10 protein-coding genes are annotated in these 17,970 nt (G+C 55.2%); 4 read left to right on the top strand and 6 right to left on the bottom strand.

Annotated elements, in window-relative coordinates:
- Positions 1–123: 123 nt before the first annotated feature.
- On the top strand, positions 124–1,872 hold the full coding sequence (locus tag VHE34_RS20680; protein WP_325591305.1) for a BACON domain-containing protein: 1,749 nt from the start codon (positions 124–126) through the stop codon (positions 1,870–1,872).
- Between the two features lie 46 nt (positions 1,873–1,918).
- Here VHE34_RS20680 and VHE34_RS20675 read toward each other — a convergent pair whose 3' ends face one another.
- A complete protein-coding gene (locus VHE34_RS20675; RefSeq protein ID WP_325591303.1) occupies positions 1,919–4,870 on the bottom strand; it encodes a M16 family metallopeptidase in 2,952 nt (983 codons plus the stop codon).
- 94 nt (positions 4,871–4,964) lie between these two features.
- Between VHE34_RS20675 and fumC the strand changes: the two genes are divergently transcribed.
- A complete protein-coding gene (fumC, locus tag VHE34_RS20670) occupies positions 4,965–6,365 on the top strand; it encodes a class II fumarate hydratase (RefSeq protein WP_325591301.1) in 1,401 nt (466 codons plus the stop codon).
- A 203-nt stretch (positions 6,366–6,568) separates the two neighbouring features.
- Here fumC and VHE34_RS20665 read toward each other — a convergent pair whose 3' ends face one another.
- Both VHE34_RS20665 and VHE34_RS20660 read right to left on the bottom strand, forming a co-directional pair.
- The gene (locus VHE34_RS20665) at positions 6,569–7,792 is read right to left on the bottom strand and encodes a glycoside hydrolase family 27 protein (RefSeq protein WP_325591299.1); all 1,224 of its coding nucleotides are present in this window, start codon (positions 7,790–7,792) and stop codon (positions 6,569–6,571) included.
- 19 nt (positions 7,793–7,811) lie between these two features.
- Positions 7,812–8,192, bottom strand: a complete 381-nt coding sequence (locus VHE34_RS20660) for a SnoaL-like domain-containing protein (protein WP_325591295.1) — start codon at positions 8,190–8,192, stop codon at positions 7,812–7,814.
- Between the two features lie 139 nt (positions 8,193–8,331).
- Here VHE34_RS20660 and VHE34_RS20655 point away from each other — a divergent pair, with 139 nt between their 5' ends.
- Together VHE34_RS20655 and VHE34_RS20650 are read left to right on the top strand one after the other, a co-directional pair.
- Positions 8,332–10,740 carry an ABC transporter permease gene (locus VHE34_RS20655; protein ID WP_325591291.1) on the top strand — a complete coding sequence of 803 codons (2,409 nt, stop codon included), beginning with the start codon at positions 8,332–8,334 and terminating at the stop codon, positions 10,738–10,740.
- Positions 10,741–10,820: 80 nt separating this feature from the next.
- The gene (locus VHE34_RS20650) at positions 10,821–13,205 is read left to right on the top strand and encodes an ABC transporter permease (RefSeq protein ID WP_325591287.1); all 2,385 of its coding nucleotides are present in this window, start codon (positions 10,821–10,823) and stop codon (positions 13,203–13,205) included.
- 21 nt (positions 13,206–13,226) lie between these two features.
- Here the strand turns inward: VHE34_RS20650 and VHE34_RS20645 are convergent, their stop codons facing one another.
- The 3 genes from VHE34_RS20645 to VHE34_RS20635 all read right to left on the bottom strand — a co-directional run bounded on the left by VHE34_RS20645 (position 13,227) and on the right by VHE34_RS20635 (position 17,952).
- Positions 13,227–13,982 carry a DUF4082 domain-containing protein gene (locus VHE34_RS20645; RefSeq protein ID WP_325591285.1) on the bottom strand — a complete coding sequence of 252 codons (756 nt, stop codon included), beginning with the start codon at positions 13,980–13,982 and terminating at the stop codon, positions 13,227–13,229.
- A 126-nt stretch (positions 13,983–14,108) separates the two neighbouring features.
- Complete coding sequence (locus VHE34_RS20640) at positions 14,109–14,852, bottom strand: LytTR family DNA-binding domain-containing protein (RefSeq protein WP_325591283.1); 744 nt, start codon at positions 14,850–14,852, stop codon at positions 14,109–14,111.
- 28 nt (positions 14,853–14,880) lie between these two features.
- A complete protein-coding gene (locus VHE34_RS20635; protein ID WP_325591280.1) occupies positions 14,881–17,952 on the bottom strand; it encodes a ligand-binding sensor domain-containing protein in 3,072 nt (1,023 codons plus the stop codon).
- Between the last annotated feature and the right edge of the window lie 18 nt (positions 17,953–17,970).

The raw sequence follows: 17,970 nt of genomic DNA, 5'->3' as shown, positions 1-17,970 counted from the left end.
TGATGGTAACCGTGTCACGAGGATCCGATATCTCCTATCAGCGTTCCGGCAGGTACCTTTTATTTTGAAAAGTTTCCCTCTATATTGCGCGGAATTCCCGAGACCCCAATTCAAAAAATAATTATGAAACCGCGCGCAACCCTCTTTGCTTTATTCTGCCTTGCCCTTGGCCATTTCCTGTCCTCCTGTCACAAGAACGAATTCAAGCCTTCGCTAACCCTTTCCACCACCGACCTTCTGCTTGACAGCACGGTCGGGGCGGTGGATACCTTCAGCATCACATCCAATGTGTCCTGGAAGCTCACCGTTTCCCCGGCAGCGGCGACGGGCTGGTTGCAGCTCAGCCAGACCTCGGGTAACAACAGCGCGATCATCAGGGTCACGATTACGGGCAGCAATACTAATGTCACCCAGCCTATAACGTTTACTTTGGAGGCAACCGGCAATGCCAACCTTCCCTCGCAGACGATCACGCTGGGGCAGAAAGGCAGTCTGCAGGTCAGCGGCGCGAGTATAACCCTGGACGGCACGCCGACTACCGACACAGTCACGGTAAATACCGGTCTGGTCTGGAAAGCAGCAACATCCGCATCCTGGATCCGTCTCGACACAACTCAAGCGGCAGGAACCTATCGGTTGAAGATAAGCGCCGATACGAACCGTACCGGCGCCGCTCAAAGCGGTACGGTGACCCTGACTCCGGTGAACAACACAAGCGCTTCCGCCGTTACGATCAATGTCACACAAAAACCCTTTTATGCCATTTTGAATTTTTTTCCGCTTAGTGGCAAGGCGGGCACCACAATTACCCTCAATGGATATTTCCCGCCTATTTTCACGGTCACAATGAATAACAGTTCTGCCGCCACTATCATAAGCCATAGCGCCGCACAAATCGTCTGCACGCTTCCTGCCGATGCGACGGGCGGCTATTTGTTCGTAAATATCCCGGGCGTTCTTCCTCCACCTGTCTCGACGCAGCAATTTACGGTCTTAAGCGACTGGAAAAAGCTGTCGGACAATTCACCCGGCTTCAGCACTAACAACCAACCGTCCGTCGTATACCCTTACGGGGGTAATTTGTATTTCGGTTGGGGGAGCACCGGCGATCGAACTATTTACCGATTGGATACAACGAATTACCAATGGGTCTCCGCCATTACCATTCCAGCCAGTGTGCAGGTGGTTCAAGACCCGGTCTGGTTTATCATCAACAATAAGCTCTATGTCGGAGGCGGCTATGATGCAACTGCGCGGTCCTTCTATGAATACGATATGACACAGGGCAACAGCCCCGCAGCCTGGCGCCAGCTTACTTCATTGCCGGAAAGTATGCTCAACGGGTCCGGGTTCGCCGTGGGTGGAACCGGCTATATTCAATCAGGAGTGTTCTCCCCTGCCGGCAATAATCTCCTCTATCAATTCTCCACTACCGGATCGTCCGATCCCGGTACGTGGACGGCGCTCGGTCCTTTGAATGTAAAGGATGGCCCGGCAGCCAGCGTTGTCGTCGGGAACACTGTGTATATCGGCGGCGGCAACGCAACTGCTATCGACGATCCGAGCATCGGGAATGTAATCTTTGGGTTGAATCCGCCGTCGACTACCCTTACAGCCATCGCCTCGATCCCCGAGCCCCTTTCGATCAGCTCCGGCCAACGGTTTTCCACCTGGACAAAAGGCAATACCGCCTATTTCTATGACGATAATATCCGGACGCTCTTCTCATATGACCCGGCCAGCAACAGCTGGACGAAGATCTCCACAGTCCCTAATTCCATAACTACCCCGATGCTGGATTATGCGACCTTCTTCAATGGTCACACGCTGGTCTGGAACAATACCGGCGCCATCTTTGAATACGTTCCATAATTGCCCTATAAAAAAAGAAGCCCGGCCGATTGGCCGGGCTTCTTTTTTAGTACCCGAATATCTGGTCAAGACTTAGCACTTTCACTGTGCCGACCTTTTGCAGGTCTTCCGTCTTTATCTTCTTATCGCTTGCCACGACGCAGTACGTATAGGCCTTGCCTGCCACTTCCTTTTCGTGGAACTGTTTTACATCACCCATCGTCATCTTATCGAGGCTTTCATACTCGCTCTTCCGCTGATCGTAGTCCAGGCCTTTCTGTTTGGCCTCGAGATAGGCGAAGACGATGCCGTCTTCGGTAAACCGTTGGGTCTCGATATCCTTCTTCTCGCTGGAACGCGCCAGTTCGAAGCCCTGTTCCGAGGTGGGGAGATCGTTCAGGAGGGCGTTCATCCCACCGACGGCCTCGTTCATCTTATCTGCCTGGCAGCCGATATACGCCAGGATATAAAAGGGATCTTCCTTCTTCGCAGGGGTACCATAGGTGGCGAAGGTGGCATAGGCCAGGGCCTTCGACTCCCGCAGGGTCTGGAAGACGACCGAGCCCATCCCGCCGCCGAAATAGTTGTCAAACACGTCAACGATGGGTTCTTTATTGACATCATAAGGTTCTGAATTGTGGATCCAGCAGATCTCGCTTTGCACCATATCGTAATTCGTGAACAGCACCTGGTTGGCCGACTGCACGGCGAACGGGAATTTCTTTTTCTCGGGAATGGGTGTCCAGGCCGTGGGCAGGGGATGCAGGTTGGTGATCTGGGTGATGAACGCATCCTGGCTCAGCGGACCATAATAAATAATGGTATGCGGATAGTTGAACAGTCCGTGCAGGATGTTGGTGAGGTCTTCCGCCTTGATGTCGGCGATGTCCTCCGAGCTGAGGACGGTATTGAACGGATTGTTTGCGCCATACCGGGCATAGCTGATCAATCCCTGCATGATCGCATTCTTGTTCAGCTTGTTGTTGGCCCTGGCCTTTAACAGCCGGTCTTTCAAGGCGGCCAGCGCCGCCGTATCGGGCAGACAGTTGTGCAGTACGTCTTCGAACAGGGTCACCGCCTTACCGAAGTTCTCCTGCAGGCCTGTCACGGTAATAGTGGTCACGTCATTGGTCGTGTTGACGCTGAAATTACAGGCGATGTCATAAAAGGCCTTGCTGATCTCCGCCGTCGGATGCAGGGTCGTACCCAGGTATTGCAGGTACTGTGCGGCCAGTGGCAGGAGACGGTTGTTGAAATTGCCCATCTCGAGGCGATAATAGAGATGGAACAGATCGTTATCCTTGTTGGGCACGTAAAGGACATCTGCGATGCCCGCCTTGCCATGACCGATACCCGTTTGAAAATCGAGCCACTGGGGAGCTACAGAGCTCATTGGCATCGCTTCCAGCTTCGTCAGGAAGGCCGACTTCTTGTCCTTATTCGTCTCTACGGGGGTGATGGGCGGTTTGTCCACCTTTACAATGCTTTTATCCTCACCCTTCCGTTTGTACAACAGGACGTAGTTGTTGCCCATGTATTTGTTGGCCACCCGGACCACTTCCTGCTTTGTCACTTTTGCTTCCGCATCGAGCTCGCCTACTTCGAGGTCCCATTTTGCCGCGCGGGTTTGGATAAAGCTGGATAGGAGGGCGCCGACCCGGGCTTCGTTCTTCTGGTATCCTTCCAGTTCCGCCAATTTGCCGTTGGCGACGATGGCCTTGACCAGGCTCTCGTCAAAATCGCCTTTCTTCAGTTTCTCTATCTGTTGCATCAACAGGTCCTTCACCTGCTCCAGCGTCTGGCCCTGTTTGGGCGTACCGTTGAAGATCAGCATTCCATAGTCTTTGTATTGCTGGAGGCCGCAGTTGGATCCCTGCACCCGTTGCTGTTTGTTAAGGTTAAGGTCGAGCAGGCCGGCCTTGCCGTTGGAAAAAATACTTGAAATAAGATCGAGTACGAAGGCGTCATGGGTATCGACGGCGGGGGTCCGATAGGCGATCCGCATATTCTCGGCGCTGGGCCCAAGGATATCTTTAACGACAGGAGCCGTGAGATCGCGCTCCGGCGCCGGGTTGTACAGCTGCACCGGTTTGGACTGCATGTAGGCAAAGGCCTTGTCGATGTTTTTTATAAGGTCGTCAAATTCGAAATCTCCGGACATGATCACCGCCATATTGTTGGGGACGTAGTATGCGTGATAATAATTCCGGATCGCCTTCAGGGAAGGGTTTTTGAGATGTTCGATGGTTCCGATGGTCGTTTGCTGGCCGTAGTTATGGGTCGGGAAGAGATAGCGTTGGGTCGCTTCCAGCATTTTTGATCCGTCGTTGTCCAGGGTCCGGTTCTTTTCTTCGTACACTGCTTCCAGTTCGGTATGGAAAAGCCGGAAGATAGGATCGCGGAACCGTTCGCCCTGGATAACCAGGAATTTATCCATGGCATTGGAGGGAATATCCTCTTCATACACCGTTTCCTCCACCCAGGTATGGGCGTTACTGCCCTGGGAGCCGATGTCGGCCATCAATTTGTCGTATTCGTTGGCGATGGCATAGTGAGAGGCCACGCCCGAGACGCTGTCGATGCGGTGATAGATCTTCTTTCGCGCCGCGGGATCCTTTGTGGAATTGTATTGCTCATACAGGCCGTCGATCTGGTCCAGATAGGGCTTTTCCTTGTTCCAGTCCAGGGAACCGTACTGTTCCGTCCCTTTGAACAGCAGGTGTTCGAGGTAGTGGGCCAGCCCTGTATGATCGCGCGGATCGGTGTTGCTGCCTGCCCGCACCGCGATACGAACCGCTACGCGGGGCTCCTTATGGTTGGGGCTCAACAGTACGGTCAGTCCGTTGGGCAGGGTGTACAACCGGGTCTGCAACGGATCGTTGGTGACATACTTATAGGTGTAGCCACCGGAACTGCCTTCTTTCCATTCGTATTTCGGGTTGGTGTCCTGGGCGTGGACCGCCGTATAGGCAGACAGGAGGCCTGCCAGAAGTAAAAAGGAGAATTTGGTTAATGTCATATAACAAATGACGGGATTTTTGGTCATTTAACCCAAACCGCTTGTAAATTTCCGCCCCGGGAGCCCTACCTTTGGGTCCGCAAAAAACAGGATTATGGAATACAGGATCGAAAAAGATACGATGGGCGAAGTACAGGTCCCCATCGATGCCTATTACGGGGCTCAGACCCAGCGTAGTGTGCTCAACTTCCCCATCGCCCAGGATATCAACAAAATGCCGAAGGAGATCATTCGCGCCTTTGCCTATTTGAAGAAGGCAGCGGCGTTGACTAATCTTGAAGCGGGTGTATTGCCCAAGGATAAGGCCGATCTCATCGGCAAGGTTTGCGATGAGATCCTCAGCGGCAGTCTCGACGCCTGGTTCCCCCTTGTCGTCTGGCAGACAGGCAGCGGCACGCAGAGCAATATGAATGTCAACGAGGTCATCGCCTATCGTGGGCATGTGATCAACGGTGGGAAGCTTACCGACAAAGAGAAGTTCCTTGCGCCGAATGACGATGTCAACAAGTCTCAGTCTTCCAATGATACTTTTCCGACGGCCATGCATATTGCGGCCTATAAGATCCTGCTGGAGACGACAATCCCGGGTATCGAGGCCTTGCGTAACACGCTGGCCGAAAAGAGTAAGAAATACATGAAGGTGGTAAAGATCGGCCGTACGCATTTTATGGATGCTACGCCCCTCACGGTAGGTCAGGAGCTGAGCGGATATGTCTCGCAGTTGGACCATGGAGTCCGGGCGATAAAGAATACGCTGGCGCACCTTTCGGAGCTTGCCCTTGGCGGTACCGCTGTGGGGACGGGGATAAATACCCCTCCGGGCTATGCGGAGAATGTTGCCAAAAAGATTGCCGAGCTCACCGGCCTGCCCTTTGTGACCGCGGCCAATAAATTCGAGGCTCTGGCGGCACACGACGCCATTGTCGAAGCCCATGGCGCGCTGAAGACCGTCGCCGTGAGTCTGATGAAGATCGCCAATGACATCCGGATGCTCAGCTCCGGTCCGCGGAGCGGCATCGGCGAATTACATATCCCGGATAATGAGCCCGGTTCGTCCATCATGCCCGGCAAGGTCAATCCTACGCAGTGTGAGGCTCTGACGATGATCGCCGCGCAGGTGCTCGGCAACGATGTCGCCATTAATATCGGCGGGGCCACGGGTCATTTCGAGCTGAATGTCTTCAAGCCGGTGATGATCTATAACTTCCTGCACAGCGCCCGGCTTATCGGCGACGGCTGCAACAGCTTCAATGACCACTGCGCCAAAGGCATCGAGCCCATCGAAGCCAATATCAAAAAACATGTCGACAATTCGCTGATGCTCGTCACCGCGCTCAACACGAAGATCGGCTACTATAAGGCCGCGGAGATAGCGCAGAAGGCGCATAAGGAGGGTACGACACTGAAGGAGATGGCTGTCAGGCTGGGCTATCTGACGCCCGAGCAATTCGATGAGTGGGTGCGGCCGGAGGATATGGTTGGAAAATTGGGCTAATCATACTCCCCGCAAAGCGGGGCGCACCGGTGGCGTCTTTTCCATCGACATGCGAATGCTGCTGCCGCAGCAGCAGGCGGAGCAGGCCAATTTAAGCGAGACCGAAGTGAGCGGACAAGGTAATTTTATCGATTATCCAAACGGTATGTGTTATTAAGACGGAGGGGAAGTATGGAGGGACGGCAATCACGTCAATAAAATAATCATTTTGAAAGCCGTAACAGGATCACCGCATGCTTTGCGATCTCGCCCCGGAATGACGAGGAGGTGGTGCCCTGCGCCTGTCCCCTCCAGACATCGCGGATGGTCCTGCCGCTGCCGATATGGAAGGTGCTCCAGGGAAGGTCAACCTTTTTTGGCTCATCGCCGCGATTGAACAGGCAGACGGCAGTATCACCATGCTGCAAGGGTTTTACGAAAACTTCGAGATCGTCCCTATAATACACATCGTATCCTTGCTTTCCAAGCGGGTCCTGATCGATGGCGATCACGTCCTTGTTGGTGAGGATCGCCTTTGTCGCAGCGGACATGGTACGGAGATCATTCCCTGCCATCAGCGGCGCGGCGAGCATGCACCACAGCGTAAAGTGAGAGCGTTCTTCATCGGGGCTTAGCACGCCGTTGCCTACCTCCAGCATATCGGGGTCGTTCCAGTGACCCGGCCCGGCATATTGCTCCAACCCGCGTTGTAGATCGAGATTGGATATCACGCTGCCGCCGTAGATACCGCCGTCGCCTGCTTCCTGATAGCTCCAGTTGTTGCCGATATCGCCGCAGCTGCGCCAGAGATGACCGATGTTCGTCGCCCAATGCCAGGGTTTATGGGAGCCCCATTCGCAAAGGCTCAAGACTACGGGTCTGCCGGCCTTGTAGAGGGCGTCCCGCATCAGGGTATAGGAGGCCTCGGCGTTCTGGTTCGGCAGGACGTTGCACCAGTCCTCTTTCAGATAATCGACGCCCCAGGCGGCGTATTGGCGGGCGTCCTGGAATTCATAGCCCAGGCTTGCGGGCCGGCCGGCGCAGGTTTTTGTCCCGGCGCAGGTATAGATGCCGAACTTCAGCCCTTTGGAATGTATATAGTCCGCCAGGGCCCTGATGCCATGCGGAAATTTCGAGGCGTCCACGATAATGTTCCCTGCGCTGTCGCGGCCGGTCTGCCAGCAGTCGTCGATGACGATGTACTGGTAACCCACCTGCTGCATCCCATTGGCGGCCATCGCATCGGCGGTCTCTCTCAGGACCGTCTCATTGACACCGTCACAGGCGAACTTGTTCCAGCTGTTCCACCCCATTGGCGGCGTTTGGGCGAGTCCTTCGAACTTCTGGGCATTACCGGAAAGGGCACAAAAAAAGGCGATGCAGGTGAGCATCGCCGGTAAGATGGTGACCGAAAAAATCGAGGACAGAAAGATCGTGGGCGACCGCATCGTTAAATTTTACATCAATTTACATAAAGAATTGCTCGGAAACTATCTTGCCATCCTTTACGTTGTACACGCACAGTTCCGTCATCTGCATGCGTCCCTGTCCTTTCATCGTCACATCCATGTACATGGTGCAGGCGAAAGACTGGCCGCCTACTACCGGCTGTGACACTTTCATCCCGTGATACTCTTCCACCATCCCGGACCATTTCTTGCCTTTTTCGATGATGGCGGCCAACCCTTTTGTTTCCTGCTCAAAAGCCGGTGAAGCATGGGGCTCGATGCTGACCGCGTCATCCGCGTACAGTTCTTTTTGAGCGGTTTCGAACTCGCCCTTGCCGCAGAGTTCGACCAGGCGGTTGGCGATCTCTGTCGTTGACATGACCTCAGTTGTTGTTGACATAAAAAAGTGTTTTGGGTAAGTTACCGAAATTTCCGGACCGGACCCCGGCCGGTTCGGCCTTTTTAGAGGCTTAATGCAACATTAACCCGGGTTCCTGCGTCCCATGTAATTGGTACCTTCACTATGCAAATCATTTGCCATGCTAAAAAACTATATCAAGCTTGCGCTCCGCAATCTCCGGCGGAACACCGTCTTTGCGGCCATTAACATCCTCGGGCTTTCCGTAGGACTCGCCGCCTGCCTGCTTATCGCCGCCTGGGTGAGGGACGAGGGTTCGTATGACCGCTATGCTCACCGGTCGAAGGACATCTACCGGGTGAACCTGGGTGTCGGCGGCACCACGCAGTCCGACTACCCCATGGTGGATATCGCAGTCGGCCCGGGGATGGCGGCTGCCTTCCCGGAGATCGAGACCTTTACCCGGCTTGGTCATCTCGGTGACACCTACATCCAGTCCGGCACCCGGCAGTTCAAGGAACCCGACCTTGTCTATGTCGACAGCAATTTCTTCGAGGTCTTCACCCTTCCCTTCCTCGAAGGCGATGTTCATACGGCCCTCGTCCGGCCCAACAGCCTCGTGATCACCAAAGCGTTTGCCACCAAATACTTCGGCACGGCTCCGGCGCTGGGCAAGACGGTCACCCTGTCCAACTACGGAGTCTGCACCATCACCGGGGTCATCGATAAGATACCCGACGATGCGCATTTCCATTTCGAGGCCTTTCTCAGCTGGGCGACGAAGCATTTCACCTACCACAGTTGGACCAATATCGGATTCTATACCTATCTCCGGCTCCGCCCGGACGCCAATCCTGAAAAATTGCAGGCGCGGTTCCCGGAGCTGGTGGAGAAATACTGTGTTTCCGAGATCTCCCGCGATATGGGCATTCCCCTTTCGGAAGCCCGTAAAGCCGTTAAGACTTTTGTCTTTTCGCTGACGCCGCTCACCGATATCCATCTTTCTTCCAACACCAAGTACGAACTCGAGGCCAATGGCAGCCGGCTCTATGTCCTTATATTCAGCGCGCTGGCCCTTTTCATCCTGCTGCTGGCCTGTGCCAATTTCACGAACCTGTCCACCGCCGGCGCCGCTGCAAGGAGCAAGGAGGTGGGTATCCGCAAAGTGATGGGTTCGGTGAAAAAACAACTGATCGCGCAGTTTCTTACCGAGTCGGTCCTCCTTACGGCCTTCTCGATGATCCTCGCCGTTGGAATCGCGTTGTTGATCCTGCCCTGGTTCAACCAGGTGTCGGGGAAGCATTTTAGCTATCTGGTATTCTTCAACGTTCCTGCCCTCGTTGCCGCTATCGTGCTGATCCTGCTTGTCGGTGCGGCGGCAGGTATCTACCCGGCCTTTTTCCTGTCATCGTTCGAGCCGATAAAGGTCCTAAAAGGTACGCTACCCGGCGGGCGTCGCAGCCTTTTGCGCAGCGGCCTCGTTGTGTTTCAATTCGTCGTGTCGATCGCCCTCATTGTGGCCACGCTGATAGTCTACCGGCAGCTGCATTATATGCAGGATAAGCGGCTGGGTTATGACAAGAACCAGGTGGTCTATATCCAGGACCTGTCACTGCTTGACAAAAACCAGGAGGCTTTCCGGCAGGAGCTGCTGAGCGACAAACGGGTCGTCAATGCCAGCCTCAGCTGGTGCGTGCCGGGTTCGGGGTCGATGGGGGGTACGGAGATATACCCCAAGTCGGCCGCGGGCGATGGCCGGGGGGAGATCCATACCAATATTTACAATATCGACTACGATTATGTCTCCACGCTGGGGTTGCAGGTGGTGAAGGGGCGAAACTTCTCCCGGGATTTCCCGACCGACACCGCGGGTGGGGTGCTGATCAATGAGACGGCGGCGGCCGACCTTGGGTGGGGGAATACCGACCCGATCGGAAAGGTCATCGTTCGGTCGGGCCAGAAAGAATATAGGGTCGTAGGCGTACTCAAGGATTTCCACTATCTCTCCGTGAAGCAAAAGATCGCTCCGTTGATGCTTCTGCTGGGGAATAACCAGGGAGGGATGCTGGTAAAGGTGAATACCGCGGATATGAGCAGCTTCCTGTCGGATATCCGGCAGCGCTGGGCCGGCTTCCATCCAAAGGGGCCTTTCGGTTATTATTTCCTGGACGACCGGTTCGCACATATGTACACCGCCGAACAACGGACGGGACGGCTCTTTACGGGTTTTACGTTCATTGCGATCCTTATCGCCGGACTGGGGCTTTTTGGGCTTGCCGCTTATATGGCCCAACAGCGGACCAAGGAGATCGGTATCCGCAAGGTGCTGGGCGCCACCGTCGGCTCGGTGTTGCTCCTTGTGTCGAAGGAATTCCTGCTGCTGGTGGGGCTGGCCTTTCTTATTGCCGTACCCGTGACCTGGTGGGCCATGTCGCAGTGGTTGCGCGAGTTCGCGTACCGGACTCCGGTAAGCTGGTGGATCTTCCCGCTGGCCGGCGTGGCTGCGCTCGTTATCGCCATTTTGACGATCAGTTTCCAGGCGGCGAAGGCGGCTGTCGCTAACCCCATAAATGCTTTGCGTAGCGAGTGAGCCGCTTCGCGGCTTTTGCTTTGCGCAGCGAGTAACTATTTTCTCATTCCGGAGTATTATTAAAAACAAATCGCATCCTCATGATAAAGAACTATCTCCGTGTCGCCTTGCGCGGTCTGGCACGGAACCGTTTCACCACCGCCATCAATGTCGGTGGCCTGGCCATTGGCATGGCCGTTGCCATCCTCATCGGGCTTTGGATCTATGATGAGCTTTCCTTTGACCGGGTGCATCGCAATCATGGCCGGATCGCCGCCGTCCTGCAAAACCAGGACCTTAGCGGTGGCCGCCAGACCTGGTGGGGGGAGGCGCTGCAACTGGCGCCGGCGTTGCGAAAGGACTACGGTCAATATTTCAAATATATCGTGACCTCGGGCGGCGACCGGCAGCAGTTACTCGCCTATGGCGATAAGAAGCTGAAGATCATGGGAAACTACCTCGATGGCGAGGTGATCGACATGTTCTCTCTTCGGATGATCAGGGGCAATAACGGGTCATTGAACGATCCCACCTCGGTGATCCTTTCCGAATCGGCGGCAAGGAGCCTTTTCGGGGATAAAGACCCGATGGGAAAGACGATCGTCTTCGACACAAAGGAGCCTGCGAAGGTTACCGGAATCTATGCGGATCTCCCGGCCAACTCCTCGTTCTCGAGTACCCAATATATCCGGCCCTTTGCGCTGATCCGGGAAGACCAGAAAACGAAGATAAGCTGGGGCAACAGCTGGTTCAATGTGTATGTGCAGCTGAACGATGGCATGGACCTGGCGCAAGCCTCCAATGCCATCAAATACGTCAAGCGGGATAATTCGCCGGGCGACCGCCGGTTCAAACCCGAGCTCTTTCTTCATCCTATGAACCGCTGGCATCTCTACTCCGAATTCAAGGATGGCGTCAGCGTCGGTGGCCGGATCAGCTATGTCCGGCTATATGCCCTGATCGGGTTGATCGTGCTGATCCTTGCCTGTATCAATTTTATGAACCTCAGTACGGCCCGGAGTGAGAAGCGGGCGAAAGAAGTGGGTATCCGCAAGGCGATCGGGTCCATGCGTGGGCAGTTGGTGGGTCAGTTCTACAGCGAGTCGCTGGTCGTCGCCTTTTTTTCCTTTCTTTTCGCGATAGGGTTGGCGCAATTGTTTCTCCCATTCTTCAATGATGTGGCGGAGAAGCAACTGCATATTCCTTATGCATCGGCCGGGTTCTGGTTGGCCGGGCTGGCCTTTACCATTTTTACCGGCTTGCTGGCCGGCAGCTATCCCGCGTTGTATCTTTCTTCCTTCAAGCCGGTGAGGGTGCTGAAAGGCACCTTCAAGGCCGGCAGACTTGCGGCGCTGCCCAGAAAGGTCCTGGTGGTCGTCCAGTTTACGGTCAGCGTCATCCTGATCGTGGCTACCCTCGTTGTGCTGAGGCAGATCCAGTATGTCAAAGACCGGCCGGTGGGCTATGATCGTGCCGGGTTGCTGTTCATTCCACCGCATAACCTGGATTGGAATGCCCATTCGCAGGCGTTGACCGCGGCGTTGATGGAGACGGGTGTTGTCGACGGCGTCGCCGCTTCGGAGAGCCAGATCACCGACACCTATACCACCAATATGGGATTTAACTGGAAGGGGAAGGACCCCGGGATGCAGGAAGAGTTCGTCACCAATGGGGTCACCGCGGAGTTCGGGAAGGTCACCGGCTGGCAGTTGCTGGAGGGGAGGGATTTTCTTCCGAACAGGGCGACGGATTCGGGTAATATCATTATCAATGAGACGGCCGTTCAATACATGGGGCTCAAAAACCCCGTCGGCGAGATCGTGCAATGGGGCCTTAACGGCCGCTATACCGTCATTGGGGTCGTAAAGGATATGATCTCGCAACTACCCGGTCAGCGCGTCGCGCCGATGATCTTCTATATCAGCTCGTATCTTTCTTTTTCGAGGATCCATACCATCGATATCCGACTGAAGCCGCAGGCCGGTATGGCCCGGGCGCTCGCAGCCATCCAGGGGATATTCAAACGTTTTGATCCGGAAGACCCTTTTGAATATGTGTTCGCCGATCAAAGCTACGCGCAGAAATTCGACGACGACGAGCGGACCAGCCGGCTGGCGGGCTTCCTGACGGTGCTGGCCATATTCATTTCCTGTCTCGGACTATTGGGTCTGTCTGCCTTTGTCGCCGAGCAGCGGACGCGCGAGGTGGGCATCCGCAAGGTGTTGGGGGCTTCGGTGTTGAACCTGTGGAACCTCCTGTCGGGGGAATTCGTCTGGCTGGTGAGCATCTCGCTGTTGGCGGGGGTACCCATCGCCTGGCTGATCATGCATGCCTGGCTGAGTAACTATGCTTATCATGCGCCGCTTTCCTGGTGGATTTTTGGGGTGACGGCGGTGGGCGCCATCGGCCTGACGCTGTTTACCGTCAGCTTTCAGGCGCTTAAGGCCGCGATGGGCAATCCGGTGGCCGCATTGCGCAGCGAATGACACCCCTCCCCGCACCTCCTGTTATGGTGCGGGGATGAACCCGATATCGCAAACGCCCGGGACATCGAAGGCGGAGAAGTTTGCGCTCGAACCCGCCGGTGGAAAGATCGGATTGCTGATGGGTGTATCATACGCAACGAAATAGTAATTCTCGAAGGTGACCGGTCCTTTTGTAAAAGGGACGATCGGTATCTTGGGACCACCGCCGCCGAGGGTGTAAATCCCATCCAGGATATAGATGCTGTTACCGGTGCTGTATGTCCCAATAGAATTGCCCGCTGCCAGGGAATTGAAGCCGACGATATAGCCGTGGCCGGCCTCAATCGGCACCGCCTGTCCCGCCACTGCAAGGCTGACATAAGTCCACTTGCCGCCGTTGAGGGTCGGTACATCGGCCTGCGCCAGTACCTGGCCGGTGGCAGAATCCCATAGCGTAACCGTGTGTTTGAAACCACCCGTCGGCAGCAGGACACCCAGCGAAGTGACGGCTCCGTCTACGGACGAGCGAAATGCATAGCCGATCTCAGCCTGGCCAATGTATTCTCCGGAGTTGCCCGGAAGGCTATTGTCGTTCAGCGCCACCCCGGAGATGGTCAGAATGGTCCCGGTGGAAGTCAATGCAAAAAGGCTGTCCGTATAGGTCTTGAATGGGGTTTGTTCGAGATTTTGAATAACGCCCACGGGCGGCGGCACGGGGATAAGTTGACCTAATTTGGAGCAGGAGCTGCTTACCAGTAATAACAAGGCAGCGGCGGTCGGGAGCTTAGGAGTGTTCATGCCAGTTGTTTTTGCACGAACGAAAATAGCCGCTGCTTGCCGTGAAGGCAACCCCCGCTCCATTTCCGGCAGGAGTGAACCCATTTTTGGTTGGACCTGCACCATTACCGGTGCGCCGCGACGCCGCTATATCTGGCGGAGGAAATCATCCTTTTTTCTGCGGCTGACATCGATCTCATCCCCATTTTCCATGATCACGCTGCCGCCCTCGCCGCGGATATATTTCTTTACATACTGGAGATTGATCAGGTGGATATTATGCACCCGGCAGAACCGGAAGGGCGTCAGCATCTCCTCGAACTCTTTCAGCTGCCTGGTGACGAGCAGGGATTCGCCATTTACAAAGAAGAGCCGCGAGTAATTGGAACTCGACTCGATCCGGACCACATTCCGGATCAGGATGAATTCGAGCCCTTCCCAGGTCGGCACGGCGATCTTCTGATCGGGATTGGCGGTGTTGTTGAGAGACTGACGCAGCACATCCAACCGCTGTTGTGTCGACTTTGCCAGCTGCGTGGAGAGCCGCGACACGGTCGCTTTCAGATCGACGATGGAAACCGGCTTCATCAGGTAATCAAAGGCGCTGATGCGGATGGCCTCGACCGCGTAGTGATTATACGCCGTCGTAAAGACTATTTCCGAGCTGTAATTTCCCAGCTCGTCGAGCATCCGGAAGCCGTTGAGGTGCGGCATTTCGATATCGAGGAAGATCACATCCGGCTTATGATGACGGATCAGCAGGAGCGCCTCTTTCGGCTGCTCCACCGTCGCGAGGATCTTCAGCTCGGGGCAGAACTCGCGGATCTTCTGCTCGAGATTTTCGAGACTGCTGCGTTCGTCATCGATGAGGATCGTCTTTATCGGTTCCATGTGTCGGTGCTTTTTTATTTCGTTGCCGTCAAACGGCTTTTATCACTACTTCCACCTTTGTTCCTGCCGGTTGTCCGTCTGCGTTGACCTCATCGGTGATGGTCACGCGTCCTTCGCTGCCGTGCTGGTGGCTGAAGATATGGATACGATCTTCGGTGATGGTAAGGCCGATGCTTTTGTGATGGGGCCGGTTCCTTTCCTTATGCGCCCGGGCCCCTGCCCTGCCGATGCCGTTGTCCTCGATAAGATAGTGGATATATTCGCCCCGGAGAAAAGCCGTCACCCGGACATAAAGTTCCGGCTTGTCGCTAAGGCCTACGCCATGGATAATGGCGTTCTCTACATAGGGCTGGATCAGCAGCGAAGGGACGCGGTAGTCTCCTCCGGCCAGCGCCGGATCGATCTGTGTCTTATAACCAAATTTCCGGTTGTACCGAAGCAATTCGAGGTCCACGTATAGCTGGAGCGCCTCCATATCTTTTGAAAAGGGCACGAGTTCGTTCCGGCTGCTGCTCAGGATCATCCGGATGAGCCGGGCGAATTTGTTGAGATAGTCGCTTGCCAGCCATTTCTCATTTTTCATCATAAAATTTTCGATGCTGTTCAGGCTGTTGAACAGGAAGTGGGGATTCATCTGCGCCCGTAAGGCCTGCATCTCGGTGTCGGCGATCTTCTCCCGGAAGGCCGATTCGCGCCGGATATCCGCGATCCGTTTGCGAACCGCCGCAGCGATGAGGACTATGACGGTTACTATTACGAGCACCCTGAACCAGGAGGATTGATACCAATAGGGATCGATCGTGAACAGTAGCTTGTCCGGGGGAGTATATTCGCCGGTCAGCTTGTTGGCGCCTCTGACGAGCAGTTGGTATTCCCCGGCCGGGAGGTCGTTAAAGGACAGGCGGCCGTTCTCCAGCTGCTGCCAGTTACCCTGTCCCGGCTTCAACTGATAGAAGTACAGGTTGTTCTCGGGGATATCGTAATTGGTAACGTCAAAGCCTATCCGTAAGCTGTTCTCGTCCGGCCGCAGATGCAGCATTTTTTCTCCGCTGGGTCCGGTCCCGAATGCTACCAGCGTGTTGTTGACGGTAGCGTCCACGAGCGTTGTCCGGCAGGATACGTGGTAGTTCATCAGCCATTCCGGGTGCCAGCGAATAAGCGTGCCGGTGCCTCCGGCAAAGACAGTTCCATCCGATGCCGTATAGAAAAGTCCTTCATCGTTATCCGGCAGGCCCAGGCTGAACTTGAAGGGAATAGCCTTGTCCTGCTTTCGCAGCCAGCACCAGTAGCCGGCGGCACTTCTAAACCAGGCGTTCTGCTGCGAGTCGATGCTGATGCGGAAGACGGCGCCGATGCTGTTGTGTTCCAAAACCGTATGAACGATGGTATTGGAGTCGGGGTCATATGCGCTGATGCCGTTCTCATTTCCGATCCAGACCCGGCCATCGCGATCCTCCGCCATGCCGATCAACGTATTGCCCACCGGTGGTCCCAGCGGCGTAAGGTGCAGGAAGCTGTCGGTTCGTACGTCATAGCGGAACAGCCCGTCCGTCGTCGTGGCAAATATCCGGCCCCGACGATCTCTCAGCAGGAAATTCACCTGCGGCAGCTCGCAGCCGGCACATTTGGCCAACAGATAGTGACGGGTAAACCGGCGGGTCGCCGTGTCGAATAAAAATACTCCCTGGTCAAAGCTGCGGATCCACCATTTTCCATCGCCTCCATCGACGATCGTGCGAAGACGCATAACGGGCTTTGTGGCGGGATAGCGCACGAGGGTTCGGTGAAAGTTTTTCAGATGGAGGATGAGCATGCCCCATTCGGTGGTAATGAACAGCTCTCCGCCCAACTGTTTGAAATCATACGCTTCCTGTAGGGTAGCCACTTCTTCATTCATGGCAGGATTCAGGCTATCGACTACGTCAGGCCAGAAATGGCGAAGCCGCCACTGGCGATCATACCAGTACAGGCCGCCACGGTATCGACAGGAGATCCAGTAACCGCTCTTTTCCTCCCGCATATTGTACGGGGTCGCCCAATTGATCGAGTCCGTCAGGCGGCCGGAGGGATTCACCGGCCGAAGATCGAAAAGCCGGCCATAGGAGTTGACATAGTATACCCCTTTCGTGGTAGGTATCCAGAGGATATTCTGCCGGTCTACAAAGGGGGTACCGTATTCCGCGCCGTTTACCGGAAGATAGCTGTGAGCCGAATCTGTCTCCTCATCAAAGAAAAGAAGATCGGCCTTGTTGGTAGAAAAAACGATGTAGCGTCGCCCCTCCAGGCTCCATTCCACTCCGTTCTTGACCAACACGCCGTCGAGAGCCGCGGGGAGCCGGGCCCAGGTTTCATCGGCCGGGTCGAAGCGATATACCCCGTGTAGCCAGGTGCTGACCCAGGCCCTGTTATGGCTGTCAAAAACGACGTCATAGATGGAGGCCGGCGTCTTGCACAAAAAGGTCCGGATCACTTTCTTGGAGACAGGGTCGATACGGAAAAGCCGGTTCTGCTGAAAGGCCCATAACATTCCATGGGAGTCGCGCACGAGATGCTCGTAGTGTTGAAAGGTGTTTTCCTGAAACAGGATCGGAGCGACCCCTTCGTCCTGCGAAATATAATGTCTGTCGTCCGTGAACCGGAAGAGGCCTGCCATCGGCGAAACGACATAGGGCGCCTCTTTTTCATCGAACCAGACTTGTGAGTTGTCATAGGTCCTGAAGGGAACAGGGGCGGCAGTCCCGGTTTGAAACCGGATCGTCTTGTGTGTGTGCGTATTGAAGCAACAGATGCCCGACCCGGTCTCCAGCCAGAGGTGATCATTCCGGTCGGAATAGATCTTTTCGATGTCATTATCGGGCAGGCTGGCCGTATCCTCCAGCCTGGAGAAATATTTGGCGAAGCCATAACCGTCCCATCGGTTGAGGCCATTGCTGGTGGCGATCCAGATGATGCCGTCCGCATCCTGGGCGATCGTGTTCGCTTTATCGCAGGAGAGCCCTTCTTTCTCCGTGAGCGGTGACCAGCGCAGGGTGGGAAAGGACTGGGCGTCCAGGCGGAGGCCCATTGAAATAAGCAGTATGGAAAGGAGGACCTTTGCCATACCCCAAGTTACACAAAG

The sequence above is a fragment of the Puia sp. genome (genome assembly GCF_035546395.1).
GTDB lineage: Bacteria > Bacteroidota > Bacteroidia > Chitinophagales > Chitinophagaceae > Puia.
This window is presented reverse-complemented; position numbering and strand designations above follow the sequence as displayed.